This is a genomic window from Novosphingobium terrae (assembly GCF_017163935.1).
Classification (GTDB): domain Bacteria; phylum Pseudomonadota; class Alphaproteobacteria; order Sphingomonadales; family Sphingomonadaceae; genus Novosphingobium; species Novosphingobium terrae.
In genome coordinates this window covers 2,845,365-2,859,856 of the sequence record NZ_JABVZR010000001.1, presented here as the reverse complement: position 1 = coordinate 2,859,856, position 14,492 = coordinate 2,845,365, and the positions used below count along the sequence as shown (strand labels likewise).

The 14,492-nt window shown below is 65.8% G+C and carries 13 protein-coding genes; 2 read left to right on the top strand and 11 right to left on the bottom strand.

The annotated features are described in order from the left end of the window. Position 1 precedes the first annotated feature (1 nt). Complete coding sequence (locus HGK27_RS12795; RefSeq protein WP_206241040.1) at positions 2-1,381, top strand: sensor histidine kinase; 1,380 nt, start codon at positions 2-4, stop codon at positions 1,379-1,381. Between the two features lie 99 nt (positions 1,382-1,480). Here the strand turns inward: HGK27_RS12795 and HGK27_RS12790 are convergent, their stop codons facing one another. The 3 genes from HGK27_RS12790 to gltX form a co-directional block, all read right to left on the bottom strand. Beyond that, positions 1,481-1,867: a hypothetical protein gene (locus HGK27_RS12790; protein WP_206241039.1), complete on the bottom strand. Its 387-nt coding sequence runs from the start codon at positions 1,865-1,867 to the stop codon at positions 1,481-1,483. Positions 1,868-2,102: 235 nt separating this feature from the next. Next, positions 2,103-3,386 carry a citrate synthase gene (gene gltA, locus HGK27_RS12785; protein ID WP_206241038.1) on the bottom strand — a complete coding sequence of 428 codons (1,284 nt, stop codon included), beginning with the start codon at positions 3,384-3,386 and terminating at the stop codon, positions 2,103-2,105. Between the two features lie 11 nt (positions 3,387-3,397). Then, positions 3,398-4,891, bottom strand: a complete 1,494-nt coding sequence (gene gltX, locus HGK27_RS12780) for a glutamate--tRNA ligase (RefSeq protein WP_206241036.1) — start codon at positions 4,889-4,891, stop codon at positions 3,398-3,400. Between the two features lie 142 nt (positions 4,892-5,033). Here gltX and HGK27_RS12775 point away from each other — a divergent pair, with 142 nt between their 5' ends. Then, on the top strand, positions 5,034-7,142 hold the full coding sequence (locus HGK27_RS12775) for a ComEC/Rec2 family competence protein (RefSeq protein WP_241127112.1): 2,109 nt from the start codon (positions 5,034-5,036) through the stop codon (positions 7,140-7,142). A gap of 336 nt (positions 7,143-7,478) precedes the next feature. Here HGK27_RS12775 and lexA read toward each other — a convergent pair whose 3' ends face one another. The 8 genes from lexA to trpE all read right to left on the bottom strand — a co-directional run bounded on the left by lexA (position 7,479) and on the right by trpE (position 14,486). Next, positions 7,479-8,207 carry a transcriptional repressor LexA gene (gene lexA, locus HGK27_RS12770; protein WP_206241032.1) on the bottom strand — a complete coding sequence of 243 codons (729 nt, stop codon included), beginning with the start codon at positions 8,205-8,207 and terminating at the stop codon, positions 7,479-7,481. Positions 8,208-8,275: 68 nt separating this feature from the next. Further along, positions 8,276-9,475: a molybdopterin molybdotransferase MoeA gene (locus HGK27_RS12765; protein WP_206241031.1), complete on the bottom strand. Its 1,200-nt coding sequence runs from the start codon at positions 9,473-9,475 to the stop codon at positions 8,276-8,278. Further along, positions 9,475-9,957 carry a cyclic pyranopterin monophosphate synthase MoaC gene (gene moaC, locus HGK27_RS12760; RefSeq protein WP_206241029.1) on the bottom strand — a complete coding sequence of 161 codons (483 nt, stop codon included), beginning with the start codon at positions 9,955-9,957 and terminating at the stop codon, positions 9,475-9,477. The genes HGK27_RS12765 and moaC overlap by 1 nt, the downstream gene beginning before the upstream one ends. Before the next feature lie 4 nt (positions 9,958-9,961). After that, positions 9,962-10,753: an indole-3-glycerol phosphate synthase TrpC gene (trpC, locus tag HGK27_RS12755; RefSeq protein WP_206243141.1), complete on the bottom strand. Its 792-nt coding sequence runs from the start codon at positions 10,751-10,753 to the stop codon at positions 9,962-9,964. Positions 10,754-10,779: 26 nt separating this feature from the next. Then, a complete protein-coding gene (gene trpD, locus HGK27_RS12750; RefSeq protein WP_206241027.1) occupies positions 10,780-11,790 on the bottom strand; it encodes an anthranilate phosphoribosyltransferase in 1,011 nt (336 codons plus the stop codon). Next, positions 11,787-12,395: an anthranilate synthase component II gene (locus HGK27_RS12745; protein WP_206241025.1), complete on the bottom strand. Its 609-nt coding sequence runs from the start codon at positions 12,393-12,395 to the stop codon at positions 11,787-11,789. The genes trpD and HGK27_RS12745 overlap by 4 nt, the downstream gene beginning before the upstream one ends. Before the next feature lie 10 nt (positions 12,396-12,405). Continuing rightward, positions 12,406-12,957, bottom strand: a complete 552-nt coding sequence (locus tag HGK27_RS12740; protein WP_206241023.1) for a YcxB family protein — start codon at positions 12,955-12,957, stop codon at positions 12,406-12,408. Beyond that, a complete protein-coding gene (gene trpE, locus HGK27_RS12735; protein ID WP_206241021.1) occupies positions 12,954-14,486 on the bottom strand; it encodes an anthranilate synthase component I in 1,533 nt (510 codons plus the stop codon). Before trpE ends, HGK27_RS12740 begins: the two co-directional genes overlap by 4 nt. Positions 14,487-14,492: the final 6 nt, after the last annotated feature.

Genomic DNA, 14,492 nt, shown 5'->3' with positions numbered 1-14,492 from the left:
CATGGATATGTCCGAAAGCGTTCTCGCCCGCGCGCATAGCGATGCGCATGATCATTTCACCGCTGCTGATGAGCCTCTGGCGGGCCTGCAACTGCGCTGCGGCGGCAGCTTGCCCGGCGCCATCGCCATCCCCGAACTGCGCGAGGTGGTGGCCAAGGCGCGCCGTTTCGGCCTGAAACTGGCGCGTGCCATCACCGCTCAGGACGGCCATGATGTGATCCGCGCCTGGGTCGAGGTGCAGCCCCGCCCCGGCGAGGGTTGTGACATCGTGCTGCGCCATTGGCAAAGCTCGCCGCTGCCTGCGGAAAACGCCGATCTCACCCTGCGCCGCCGCGCCGAGATCGACCGTGCGCTCGCCGAAATGACCGTCCGCCTCGATGCGCGCCAGAATGTGCTGGCCGTCACCTGCGACGGCGGCGATCTGGCCGAGGCCGCCGCGCGCCTGCGCGCCGCCACCGGCCATCCCTGGACCGATGTGGTGACCATCCCCGGCAACACGCACCGCCAGCCTCTGCACTGGCGCCTGCTGGATGGGGCCGGCGTGGATCTGCCCGGCTCCACCCGGCGCTGGCGCGCCACGCTGATCCCCACCGGCCTGAGCGCCGCCACCGGGCGCGGCGCCGAACCGGGCGGTTTCGACCTCTGCCTCACCTCCGACACGCCCGCCCCGGCACATCGGCCTGTGGCCGCAGTCGCTCAGCCTGTCGAGCGCTCGGTGATCGGCAGCGATCTGGCGCCGGTGCTGCGCCAGCCCATCGCCCGCATCATCGCCAATGCCGAGACGATCCGCACCCGCCTCGCCGGGCCGCTGTCCGAGGATTACACTCGCTACGCCGCCGATATTGCCGCGGCGGGCGAGCATCTGATGGGCCTTGTGGACGATCTGGCCGATCTCGACGTGATCGAGGCCGAGGGTTTCTCGACCATCACCGACACGATCGATCTGGCCGATGCCGCGCGCCGCGCTGCCGGTATCCTCTCGATGCGGGCGCGCGAAAAGGGCATCACGATCAGCGCCCCCGCGCTGGACGTGCGCCTGCCCGCGGTGGCCGAATTCCGCCGGGTTTTGCAGATCCTGCTCAACCTGATTGGCAATGCCATCCGCTACAGCCCTGAAAAATCGACGATCATTGTCGATCTCTCGCGCGATGAAGGCTTTGCTCGCGTGGCCATCGCCGATCAGGGACCGGGGCTTTCGCCTGAAGACCAGCCGCGCATCTTCGAGAAGTTCGAACGCCTTGGCCGCAGCGGAGACGGCGGATCGGGGCTGGGGCTGTACATCTCGCGCAGGCTGGCGCGGGCGATGGGGGGCGAACTGTCGGTCGTCAGCGCCAAGGGCGAGGGGGCCTGCTTCCTGCTGGATGTTCCGGCGGGGAGTTGAAGGGTTCAAGAAGGACAATGCGAGGGTGTTACACCCTCGCGCTCCCATACCGTCTTCCGACGCAACGGCAGTGGCTCCCGATCCGTGCGCTCAGGCTCTCTACCTGTGCGGTTGGCGGCCTTGAAAGTCGCCCTTTGGCCTCCAGGCAAAAGGTGCCGTGATCGCGACAAAGATCATGAAGGCGATTTGCGCAATCACCTGCGGTGTTTCCGCAAGCCGTTGGAGCAATGGTGGAAAATAGCGCGCCATGATCCACATATTGTGGATCACATCCACAATGATGATGGTTGCGGTCGCCGCAACACCCATATTGGGCCGTTTGAAGAGAAGGACGGCAGCAGCCGGATCGATCACAGCCAGCATTGTCCAGAAGGTGGCGCTGGCTCGCGGGAGCCCGCCGTAATCCCAGAGAAAACCATGTTGAACAATCGCGGCCCAATGATTGCAGGTCGCGCCGGTCAGGCAAAGGGCATAGATTGCCCTCAAGACGAGGCTACGCCTTTGTATCCCACGATCTGGCGCTTTTCCCATGGCGCAATGGTTTAATGGGATCAACCTGGCCGTCAACGACAGCTGCTGAAATCGGAGCAGCCTGTTCTTCCGCGTGCGATAAGCGCACGCTTGGGGCCTTTTGCCCGCCAGAGGCCTCTTCCCCCGGCCCACAAAACAAAAGCGCGAGAGGTTTCCCCCTCGCGCCTTCATTTGGCAGAATGCGTAGCAATCAGCGCTTGCTGATGTCCACGTAATCGCGCTGCGTCGGGCCGGTGTAGAGCTGACGCGGGCGGCCGATCTTCTGGCCTGGATCGGAGATCATTTCGTTCCACTGGGCCACCCAGCCCACGGTGCGCGCCAGGGCGAACAGCACGGTGAACATGGTGGTGGGGAAGCCGATGGCCGAGAGGATGATGCCCGAGTAGAAGTCCACGTTGGGGAACAGCTTCTTTTCCGCGAAATACGGATCGGAAAGGGCGATTTCCTCCAGACGCAGCGCGGTCTCGAACAGCGGATCGTTGACCTTCAGGGCATCGAACACTTCGCGCACGGTCTTCTGCATCACGGTCGCGCGCGGATCGTAGTTCTTGTACACGCGGTGACCGAAGCCCATCAGACGGAACGGATCGTTCTTGTCCTTGGCGCGCTCGATGTAGTGGTTGATCTTGTCGGGCGTGCCGATCTCGCGCAGCATGTTGAGCGCCGCTTCATTGGCGCCGCCATGCGCCGGGCCCCACAGGCAGGCGATGCCGGCCGCGATGCAGGCAAACGGGTTGGCGCCCGAGGAACCGGCCAGACGCACGGTCGAGGTCGAGGCATTCTGCTCGTGGTCGGCGTGCAGGATGAAGATGCGGTCCATCGCCTTTTCGACGGCGGGGACGACTTCATACTCCTCGGCGGGGACGCCGAAGGTCATCTTCAGGAAGTTGCCCGCGTAGGACAGCTTGTTGTCGGGGTACACGAAGGGCTGGCCGATCGAGTACTTGTAGGCCATCGCCGCGATGGTGGGCACCTTGGCGATCAGTCGATGGGCGCTGATCTTGCGCTGCTCGGGATCGGCGATGTCGGTCGAGTCGGGGTAGAAGGCCGACAGCGCGCCCATCACGCCGACCATCACCGCCATCGGGTGAGCGTCGCGACGGAAGCCGCTGAAGAAGCTGGTCAGCTGCTCATGCACCATGGTGTGGCGGCTGATCGTGTGGTTGAACCCGGCCAGTTCATCCTTGTTGGGCAGCTCGCCGTTCAGCAGCAGATAGCAGGTCTCCATAAAGGAGCTGTTTTCCGCCAGCTGGCCAATGGGGTAGCCGCGATGCAGCAGCACGCCTTCGTCACCATCGATGTAGGTCAGCGCGCTTTCGCAGCTGGCGGTCGAGGTGAAGCCCGGGTCATAGGTGAAGGCGCCGGTCTGGCCGTAGAGCTTGCGGATGTCGATCACATCCGGCCCCACGGAGCCCTTCAGCACAGGAGCTTCAACCTCCTTGCCGCCAAGATTGATTTTGGCGAGATCAGCCACAACAGTTCTCCTTAACTGTGCCCTGCCGTGGCGGGTTGGGCCTGTGCCGCAATGCGGGCCAGGCTCTCGTCACGATCGAGCAAAACCAAAACGTCGAAAATCCCGGGCGAGGTGCCCTGGCCCGTCAGCGCCGCACGCAGCGGCTGAGCCAGCTTGCCAAGCCCCAGATTGAGGTCGGCGGCCATTGCCTTCAGGCTGGCCTCCAGCGGCTCGATGGCCCATTCGGGCTCGGCCGCGAATGTCGCGTGGATCTGGGCCAGCAGCGCGCGGGCCTCCTCGGTCAGCAGGCTTTCGGCCTTGGCATCGAGGGGCAGGGGGCGCTGGGCGAAGAGGAAACCGGCGCCCTGCGCCAGCTCGTTCAGATCCTTGGCGCGCACCTTGAGCACCGGCATGGCGCGGGTGAGCAGATCCATGTCCACATTGTCGCCGGTCACCAGCGGGGCGACCAGCGCGGCCAGGCGGGCATCGTCCGCCTCGCGGATGTAATGGCCGTTGAGGTTCTCCAGCTTCTTCATGTCGAAGCGCGAGGCACCCTTGTTGACATTGGCAATGTCGAACCATTCCACCGCTTGCTCGCGGCTGATGATTTCCTCATCGCCATGGCCCCAGCCCAGACGCAGCAGATAGTTGAACACCGCTTCGGGCAGCAGGCCCATGTCATCGCGATAGGCGTCGACGCCCAGCGCGCCGTGACGCTTGGAAAGCTTGGCGCCATCCGAACCGTGGATCAGCGGGATATGGGCGTAGATCGGATCTTCCCAACCGCCCTCGATGGCATGCATCGCGCGGATGATCACCAGCTGGCGGAAGGCGTTGTTGAGATGGTCGTCGCCGCGGATCACATGGGTCACGCCCATGTCATGGTCGTCCACCACCACGGCGAGCATATAGGTCGGCGTGCCGTCCGAGCGCAGGATGACGAAATCATCGAGCTCGGCATTGGCGACGGTGACATCGCCCTGCACGCGGTCGGAGATGGTCACTTCGCCCTCACGCGGGGCCTTGACGCGCACCACATAGGCCTTGCCCTCGGGCCACTGGTCCGGCGTGGCATCGCGCCATTCGGAGACGACGCGGAACGGGCGCTTTTCGGCAGCAGCGGCCTCGCGGCGGGCGGCGAGTTCTTCCTGCGTGAGATAGCAGCGATAGGCATGGCCCGAATCGAGCAGCCGCGCGGCGACCTGCGCATGGCGATCCGAACGCGCAAACTGGAAAACGGGGGCCTCATCGCCGCCCAGACCCAGCCAGTTCAGACCATCGAAGATCGCCTCGATCGCGGGCTCGGTCGAGCGGGCGCGGTCGGTGTCCTCGATGCGCAAGAGGTATTTCCCCCCATTGGCACGCGCATAGAGCCAGTTGAAAAGGGCGGTGCGAGCGCCGCCGATATGCAGATAACCGGTGGGCGAGGGCGCAAAACGGGTGACGACAGGCCGGTTTTCGACGGAAGAAGTGACAGTCGCGCCATCCTTGGCCACGCCATCACCGTTCACGTCAACACTTGCCATTCACTCGTCCTTCCTGTCACTCTGCCCAACTATGGCCAGCCGTTTCGGCATCACCACTGGGCACACTTTTCGCGCCCCGCGCTTACGGCGCCTGTGGGGCGCCGCTGCATTGCAACACGGCCATAGGACCAGCGGCGCGATCTTGTCCAGCCTTGCCTTGCGGGCAGAACATTTTCTGAACGATGCCGGTGCGGATCGCTGGCCATGGCTGGCCGTGGGGGTTGGCGGTGGCATAGGCCTGTGGTTCACGCTTGCCAATGGCTGGCTTTGGTTGGGCCTATCAGCCTTTGGTATAGGGTTGGCAGCTTTGGCATGGTTGCTGCCCGCTGTTTCCCATGGCCATCTGCGCGGTGCTTTGGCGGGGATGGGGCTGGCTGTGGCGGCGGGTTGCGGGCTGATCTGGGCCAAATCGGCACTGGTGGGCACGCCCGCCATTGTGCAGCCGATGGCCCCGGTGATCACCGCCCGCGTGATGGACCGCTATGCCCAGCCTGCCGACCATCGTTTGCGGCTGGAACTGGCCTTTGCCGAGCCGGGCAGCGGCTGCCCGATTCTGGCGCGACTCTCCATGCCGGACAGCGCCGATCGTCCCGGCCTGACCGAAGGCGCGGTTGTGCGGTTGCGAGCAAGGCTGATGCCGCCGGCCGCTCCGGACCTGCCCGGAGGCTATGATGCGGCACGCTCGGCCTGGTTCGACGGTGTGGCGGCCACGGGCACGGTGATCGGCCCGGTGACGGTGGTGACGCCGGCGCCGGGCGATTCGTGGCTGGCCCGGGCGCGCCATGCTCTGGCCGATCATGTGCGATCCCGCCTGTCAGGCCCGGCGGGCGGCATCGCGGCGGCGTTTGCCAGTGGAGATCGTGGCGGTATCCCCGTCGCCGATGAGCAGGCGATGCGCGACTCGGGCCTGACGCATTTGCTGTCGGTCAGCGGCTTGCATGTGAGCGCGGTGATCGCCGGGGTTTATGTGCTGGCGATCCGGCTGTTGGCGCTGTTCCCATGGCTGGCCTTGCGGGTGCGCCTGCCGCTGCTGGCGAGCGGCTGTGGCGGAGCGGCAGGCATTTTCTACACGTTGCTGACCGGCGCCCAGGTGCCGACCGTGCGCTCGGTGCTGGGGGCCTTGCTGGTGATGATCGGGCTGGCGCTGGGCAGGCAGCCCTTTACGGTGCGCCTGCTGGCGGTGGGGTCGATCTGCACCATGCTGCTCTGGCCCGAGGCGGTGATCGGGCCCAGCTTTCAGATGAGCTTCGGTTCGGTGCTGGCGCTGGTGGTGCTGCATGATTGCGCTCCGGTCCGCGCCTTTCTGGCCCCGCGTGAGGAAGGCTGGTGGCTGCGCATGCTCCGCCATCTGGCGATGATCCTGCTGTCGGGGATGGTCATCGATCTGGCGTTGATGCCCATTGCGCTGTTCCATTTCCATCGGGCGGGGATTTACGGCTCAATGGCCAATCTGGTGGCCATTCCGCTGACCACCTTTGTGTCCATGCCTGCCATCGCGCTGGGGCTGGCGCTGGATCTGGTGGGGATGGGTGGCCCGGCATGGTGGGTTTGCGGGGAATCGCTCGACCTGCTGCTGGCGATTGCCCGGTGGACGGCGCAGCGCCCGGCCTCGGTGACGATGATGCCCGCCATGGATGGGGGGCGGTTTCTGCTGTTTGTAAGCGGCATGCTGTGGCTGGCCTTGTGGCACGGGCGGGGGCGGTTGTGGGGGTTGTTGCTCGCTTTAGCGGCGATCGTTTCACTGGCCTGGCTGCATCCGCCCGATGTGCTGATCACCGGGGACGGCAAGAACATTGGCATCACCGGCGTCCAGGGCCGAGCCCTGCTGATCCTGCGCGAAGGCAAGGGAGGCCGCATGGGCGAGTCCATGCTGGAGGCTGCAGGGTTGACCGGCACGGTCACCCCGCTGACGACATGGCCCGGTGCACGCTGTTCAGAAGGCTTTTGCGCGCTGGATCTCGACCGGGGGGGAAGGCGCTGGCGTCTGCTGATCGCGCGGGGCAAGGGCGAACCCAAGCCTGCCGAACTGGCGCAGGCCTGCGCTCAAAGCGATATCGTGGTGGCGCCGGACAAACTCTATGGCCCGTGCCACCCCAGATTGCTCAAGGCTGACCGTAGCTTGCTGCTGCGCAGCGGCGGCCTGTCGCTGGATCTGGAACACCGCCGGGTGACCACCGTGGAGCAATCTGCCGGCGACCACCCCTGGTGGCGTGCCCCGCACCATGCGCCCCGCGAGGTGCCAGAACCCTGATGTTGCCAGATGCAGTCAAAGCGGGCCTGCGGGAGGAATGCCGATTGGGTGTCGGAGACTGCTCTGGTGAGGTGGCGCGGTGTTGAAATGAGGCCATCTTGGCGATGGACTGCGCAATCCGCCGCAATCATCATAAACATCGCCGCGAAGGCCGATCTTGCCTCAACTGGCACCAGCGCGTTTTCACCGACAGCGAAACGCTCTGATCCTTTGCTGTCGCATGTTCCGAACCGTTGACCTTATGCAGTCAGCTTGAACATGCTCCAGGCCATGCGCCTATGACGCCCATGCGCAAAGCAGAGAGGGAGCAGAACCGTTCTGCCCCCTCCTGAACTATCAGTGATAGCGGCGCAGCAGCCCTGCCAGCTTGCCTTGCACCTGCACTTCGTCAGGGCGATAATATTGCGACTGATAGGTGGCATTGGCCGGATCGAGCCGGATCATGCCACCTTCGCGGCGCAGATATTTCAGCGTCGCTTCCCCGCCGCGTACCAGTGCCACCACGATTTCGCCGTCACGGGCGCTCTCGGTGCTGCGGATCAGGGCGAGATCGCCATCGAGAATGCCGGCCTCGACCATGGAATCGCCCGAAACTTCCAACGCGTAATGATCGCCCGAGCCGAGCAGGGCAGCGGGCACCGGCAAGGTCGACTGGCCTTCCAGCGCCTCGATCGGCACGCCTGCAGCGATGCGGCCATGCAGCGGAATCTCGATCACATCATTGTCCGCACGCAGCGCGGCGACCGGGGCGCCAGTCAGACCAGAGGAGGTCAGCGCGGCAGGGCGGGTGGGCGCCACTGGAGCGGCAGGCGCGCGGGGGGCTGGCGCGGTCCGCGTGCTGCTGACTACATCCTCGGGCTGGCGCAGCACTTCAAGGGCGCGGGCGCGGTTGGGCAGGCGGCGGATAAAGCCGCGTTCTTCCAGCGCCGAAATCAGCCTGTGGACACCCGATTTCGACTTGAGGTCGAGCGCTTCCTTCATTTCCTCGAACGAGGGGGAGACGCCATCCTCCTCCAGCCGGACCTGGATAAAGCGGAGCAATTCGTGCTGCTTGCGGGTGAGCATGCGGATGTCCTTCCTGCCGTTCCGTTTCCGAACGAACAAAGAACATTTATGCAACAATGTTGGAGCCGTCAAGCAAGGGAATGCGTGTCCAGCAGATAAATTCCCACGGTTGCGCCCATTTCGGCGGCATCGGCATCGATGGGCCGGTCGATCAGGCAATTGCTGGCCGCCATTGCTGCCAGAGCGCTGCTGTCACGCATCGGGTTGGGGGTGACGGTTTCGCCATCCCAAAGCCCACGCAGAAATTCCTGGCGTTTGCCGCCTGCGGGCACAGGGGCTGTCAGCCGGGCGCTGACGCGGCGGGGCAGAACCGTGCTGGCGCCCATCATGGCACGCAGCATCGGCAGCAGGAAAAACTGCCCGCACACCAGCCCGGAGACCGGATTGCCCGGCAGGCCAAGAATATGGCACGCGCCTCGCCGCGCATGCATCAGTGGCTTGCCGGGGCGCATCGCCACGCGCCAGAAGGCCAGCTGCGCCCCCCATGCTTCCAGCGCCGGGCGGATCAGATCGTGATCCCCCACCGAAGCGCCGCCCGAGGTGACGATCAGATCGGCCTCGCCAGCGGCCTGCAGAGCGGCGACCAGCGCGGATAAATCGTCTAGCACCGGGCCGATGCGCGTCACCTCCGCGCCCACGGCGCCGACCATCGCGGCCAGCATCGCGCCATTGCTGGCGGGGATTTGGTGCGGCAGGGGATCTGTGCCGGGGGAAACCAGTTCGTCGCCACTGTCGATGATGGTGACGCGGGGCAGGCGGCGCACGCTCACGCTGCCATGGCCGCCCGAAATGGCCAGAGCGATCTGGGCCGGGCCGAGGCGGGTTCCGGCGGGCAGCAAAGGCGTGCCCTGCGTGAAATCCAGCCCTGTGCGGCGGATGTGGCGGCCCGGAGGGTTGGGAGTATCGCCGGTCAGGGTCAGGTGGTCGCCATCGCGTGTGACATCTTCCTGAAGCACCATGGCATCGGCGCCTGCGGGCATCAGCGCGCCGGTGGCGATGCGGATCGCCTCGCCGGGCTGGACGGGGTGAGGCCATGGGTGGCCTGCCGCGCTCTCGCCCACCACGCGCCATGGGCCGGGCAAGTCCTGCGCGCGCATGGCATAGCCATCCATCGCGGAGAGGTCGGCGGCGGGCTGAGTGCGGCGCGCTGCCAAAGGCTCCGCCAGCCAGCGCCGAGCGGCCTGTTCGATGGGCAGGGTTTCAACAGGCAGCGGGGTGATGGTGGAGAGCAGTCGCTGCTGCGCCTCTGCCAGCGGGAGCGGCGGCATCAGGCTGGCCTGCCGGGCGCGTACCAGCTGCCCGATTTGCCGCCGTGTTTTTCGATCAGGCGGATGCCGGTGATCTCCATCGCCTTGTCCACTGCCTTGGCCATATCATAGACCGTCAGCAGCGCGACGGAGACGGCGGTCAGCGCTTCCATCTCCACGCCAGTCTTGCCGGTGAGGCTGGCGCTGGCGGTGCAGCGTAACCCATTGTCTTCAAGAACGAAGTCAACGCTGACGGAATCAAGTGCCAGCGGATGGCACAGCGGGATCAGATCGCCGACCTTCTTGGCGGCCATGATCCCGGCGATGCGCGCGGCGGCCAGCACATCGCCTTTGGGGATGGCGCCATCGCGGATCGCCTCCAGCGCCTGCGGGCCCATCAGGATGCGGCCCTCGGCGATGGCGAGGCGTCTGGTCTCGGCCTTGCCGCCCACATCGACCATGCGGGCATGGCCCTGAGCGTCGAGGTGGGTCAGCTCGGCCATCGGATCAGGCGCCGGTCAGCAGCTGGCGCGTGGCGGCCTCGACATCGGCCTGACGCATCAGGCTTTCGCCGACCAGGAACGTGCGGGCGTTGCTTTGCGCCAGACGCACCAGATCCTCATGGCTGTTGATGCCGCTTTCAGCCACCAGCAGCGTGCCTTCAGGCGCCAGCGGAGCGAGGTGCTCGGTGGTGGCGATGTCGGTCTTGAAGCGCTTCAAATCGCGGTTGTTCACGCCGATCAGGCGGGATGTGAGACGCGCGGCACGTTCCATCTCGGCCTCATTGTGGACTTCGACCAGCACATCCATGCCGCGTTCCAGCGCCGCTGCCTCGATCTCGGCCATCTGGGCGTCTTCCAGCGCGGCGACGATGATCAGGATCGCATCGGCACCGATGGAACGCGCCTCGGCCACCTGCCATGGGTCGATCATGAAATCCTTGCGGATGACGGGCAGGTCGCAGGCGGCGCGGGCGGCGATGAGGTAATCTTCATGGCCCTGAAAATAGGGCGCGTCGGTCAGGATCGAGAGGCAGGCGGCGCCCCCGGCCTGATAGGCGCGGGCATGGGCTGGCGGATCGAAATCGGCGCGGATCAGGCCCTTCGACGGGCTGGCCTTCTTGATCTCCGCGATCAGCGCGAAGCCGGTGGCGGCCTTGGCGCGCAGAGCGGCCTCAAACCCGCGCGGGGCGGTTTGCAGGGCAGCACGTGCGTCGAGGTCCGACAGGCTGGCCAGCGGCTTGCGGGCGGCAACCTCTTCAGCCTTGGTGGCGCAGATTTCGGTCAGCTTGTCGGTCATCGTCGTATCCATCTTTGTCATATCGCTCATCGGACCGCATCGATCCAGCAGTCGAGCAGCGCCTTGGCGAGCCCCTTGTCGATCACCTCGGCGGCTTCCTCGACGCCTTCACGCCAGTTTTCCACCTCGCCCGCCACGCGCAGCGCGGCAGAGGCGTTGAACAGCACGGCATCGCGATAGGGGCCTTCCTCGCCCATCAAGAGCCGGCGCAGGGCATCGGCATTGTAGGCCGCATCGCCGCCCCGCAGCGCGGTGACGGGATGCACCGGCAGGCCCACATCCGCTGCCGAAACGCGATGCATGGCGATGGTTTTGCCCTGCACCTCGGCGCATTCATTGCCGCCTGCCAGCGAGAGTTCGTCCAGCCCCTCATCGCCCGAGACGATAAAGCTGCGCTCCGTGCCCAGAGCTTCCAGCGCCTCGGCATAGATCGGCACATAGGCGGGGCGGGCGATGCCCACCAACTGGCGCTGCACATTGGCCGGATTGGCCAGCGGGCCCATCAGGTTGAAAATGGTGCGCTTGCCCAGCGCCTTGCGGATCGGCGCGATGGGGCCCAGCTTGGGGTGATGCGTCTGCGCGAAGAGGAAGGCGATGCCGATATCCTCAAGCGTTTCGGCGGCGCGCTCCCCGGCGTTGGCGAGGTTCAGGCCCAGCGCCTCCAGCGTGTCGGCGGCGCCCGCCTTGGAGCTGGCGGCGCGGTTGCCATGCTTGGCCACCGGCACGCCGCAGGCCGCGACCACGAGGCTGACGGCGGTCGAGACGTTGAGCGTATGATGGCCGTCGCCGCCCGTGCCGCAGACATCGATGGCGCCCTCGGGGCTTTCCACCGGGATCATGCGGGCGCGCATGGCCAGAGCGGCGCCGGCGATCTCGCTGGCGGTTTCGCCCCGGTCGGACAGGTCCGAGAGGAAGGTGGCGATGGCGTCGGCATCCACCTGCGCGTCGAGGATCGCGGCGAAGATCGCCTCGGCCTCATCCTGAGCGAAGGGCGTCAGCGCAACGGGGGGCAGAGTGCCCTGCGAGAGGATGCTCATGCCGCGCGGATCGGCGTAAGGGTTTCCGGCATGGTCACGCTCATCCCGGCGCTGCGCAGGAAGTTGGCCAGCATGGCATGGCCATGTTCCGTCGCGATGCTCTCGGGGTGGAACTGCACGCCATGGATCGGCAGGGTGGCGTGGCGGAAGCCCATCACATGGCCATCGTCGCTGCGGGCGTTGACCTCCAGCGTCTCGGGAATGTTGTCCACGATCAGCGAGTGATAGCGGGTGGCGGTAAAGGGCGAGGGGAGGCCTGCAAACACGCCGGTGTCGTCATGGGTGACCGGGCTGGTCTTGCCGTGCATCAGCCCGCCGCGCACCACCTTGCCGCCGAAATACTGGCCGATGGCCTGATGGCCCAGACACACGCCCAGCAGCGGCTTGCCAGCGTCGGCGGCGGCGCCGACCAGATCGAGGCTGATCCCCGCCTCATTGGGCGTGCAGGGCCCTGGCGAGATCAGGAAGCCCTGAGCGCCCGAGGAAATAGCCTGTCCGGCGGAAAGCGCGTCATTGCGCACCACTTCGACCTCGGCGCCCAGTTCCAGCAGGTAGTGGACGAGGTTGAAGGTAAAGCTGTCGTAATTGTCGATAACGAGGATCATGGCGAAAAACCTAGCGATGGGGGACGCGGGCGGCAATCAGGGCCGACCTCAGCGCGTCGATGATATGGGGAGCGACTTGCGACTTGGAAATGGCGTAATAGCTGCGCTGCATCACGATCAGCAGCAGGATGCGGTCATTCTCAAGCCATCGCTCGAACTGGAGCCAGTCCAGCGTGGTGGTGGCGTGCTGGTTGGCGGTGCGCAGTCCCTTGGCATCGAAGGTGAACTGCGTGGACTGCGCCAGCTTGGACGCGTCACGGAACAGTTTGCGCACCCGGAAGGGCAGCAGGCCGCAAGCCAAGGCCACACCGATGGCGATCACCGCCAGCGTGATGCCGGTGCCCCATAGCAGGCCATGGAGAATCCATGCGCGATGCCAGCCATATTGCAAGCCATCGGGCAACACCTCCAAGCCGCAGTAAAGCAGCCAGATTGAGCCCGAGACCACGATCAGCCGTTTCCACAGCCAGCGATGACGCGTCAGCAGCCAGCTTGCCGACAGCCAATCCTTCTCATCGCTGACGATGGTGAAGGAATGGCTGTCGGCCAGACTGTCGCTCATTGCCCGAAACCGGCTTCGCTTGCCACGCGCACGGCCTCGCGGGCGGCGGCGAACAGGGCACCGGCCTTATGCTCGCACTCGCGCTGCTCGCTGGCCGGATCGCTGTCGGCCACGATGCCCGCGCCCGCCTGCACATGCATCATGCCATCCTTCACCACGGCGGTGCGCAGCACGATGCAGCTGTCCAGATTGCCGTCGGGTCCGAAATAGCCGACGCCGCCCGCATAGGCCCCGCGCGTCTCGCCTTCCAGCTCGGCGATGATCTGGCAGGCACGCACCTTGGGCGCCCCGCTGACCGTGCCGGCCGGAAAGCCCGCAAAGACCGCATCGATGGCGTCATGTTTGGCCGTATCCAGCTCGCCCACCACATTGGAGACGATGTGCATCACATGGCTGTAACGCTCGATGGTGTAGCTTTCGGTGACCTTCACGCTGCCGCGCGCCGCCACCCGGCCCACATCGTTGCGGCCCAGATCGAGCAGCATCAGATGCTCGGCCCGCTCCTTGGGATCGGCCAGCAGGCTGATCTCATTGGCCTTGTCTTCCTCGGCGGTCTTGCCGCGCGGACGGGTGCCCGCGATGGGGCGGATCGTCACTTCCCCGGCGCGCACGCGCACCAGAATTTCCGGGCTGGAGCCGACCACGGCAAAGCCGGGCAGATCGAGGAAATAGAGGAAGGGCGAGGGATTCACCCGGCGCAGAGAACGGTAAAGCGCGAAAGGCGGCAGGGTGAAGGGCGCGGTGAAGCGCTGCGCCAGCACCACCTGAAAGATATCGCCCGCCGAGATGTAATCCTTGGCGGCCTTGACCATCTCGCCATAGCGGCCCGGCTGCATCACCGGGGTAAGCTGCGGCTCGGGCATTTCGGTGATGGCGTGGGTGGTGTCCGGGGTCGGGCCTGCCAGACGGCGCAGGGCATCGTCGATCCGGTCATGCGCGGCATCCAGCGCCCGCTCGGGCGGGGTGGATGACGGCCAGATCGGCGCGATCACGAAAAGCTCGTCGCTCAGCCGGTCGAAGACCAGAATGAGGCGCGGGCGCACGAAGAGCATGTCCGGCAGATCGAGATCGCTCTGCGCCGGGCGCGGCAGGTTTTCGACCAGTCCGAAGGTTTCATAGCCGAAATAGCCGACCAGACAGGCCAGCGCCGGGGGCAGCTGCGCCGGCACATCGATATGGCACGCTGCCACCAGAGCGCGCAGCTCGGTCAGCGGATCGGCCGACAGCGGCTCGAATGCGGCGCGGTCATGCTGCCAGATGCGGTTGATTTCTGCCTTCTTGCCGACAGCGCGAAACACCAGATCGGGATCGAGGCCCAGCAGGCTGTAGCGCCCGCGCACCTCGCCGCCCTGCACCGATTCGAGCAGGAAATCGCCGCGACCGCTCTCGATCAGCTTGGCGCCCGCGCCCACCGGCGTCTCGGTATCGGCAATGATGCGACGCCAGACCAGCGCCGGCTTGCCTTCGCGCAGGGCGGCAAGGGCTGCCTCCTGGTTGTCGGGGCGGGCGGTGGTGCTGATCTGGGTCATGGTTCC

Coding starts and splice junctions, on each gene's coding strand:
- moaC (WP_206241029.1), bottom strand. CDS start 9,957: ATGGCCGAGCTGACCCACCTCGACGCTCAGGGCCATGCCCGCATGGTC.
- trpC (WP_206243141.1), bottom strand. CDS start 10,753: ATGACCGACAAGCTGACCGAAATCTGCGCCACCAAGGCTGAAGAGGTT.
- trpD (WP_206241027.1), bottom strand. CDS start 11,790: ATGAGCATCCTCTCGCAGGGCACTCTGCCCCCCGTTGCGCTGACGCCC.
- gltX (WP_206241036.1), bottom strand. CDS start 4,891: ATGGCAAGTGTTGACGTGAACGGTGATGGCGTGGCCAAGGATGGCGCG.
- trpE (WP_206241021.1), bottom strand. CDS start 14,486: ATGACCCAGATCAGCACCACCGCCCGCCCCGACAACCAGGAGGCAGCC.
- HGK27_RS12745 (WP_206241025.1), bottom strand. CDS start 12,395: ATGATCCTCGTTATCGACAATTACGACAGCTTTACCTTCAACCTCGTC.
- HGK27_RS12765 (WP_206241031.1), bottom strand. CDS start 9,475: ATGCCGCCGCTCCCGCTGGCAGAGGCGCAGCAGCGACTGCTCTCCACC.
- HGK27_RS12740 (WP_206241023.1), bottom strand. CDS start 12,957: ATGAGCGACAGTCTGGCCGACAGCCATTCCTTCACCATCGTCAGCGAT.
- lexA (WP_206241032.1), bottom strand. CDS start 8,207: ATGCTCACCCGCAAGCAGCACGAATTGCTCCGCTTTATCCAGGTCCGG.
- HGK27_RS12795 (WP_206241040.1), top strand. CDS start 2: ATGGATATGTCCGAAAGCGTTCTCGCCCGCGCGCATAGCGATGCGCAT.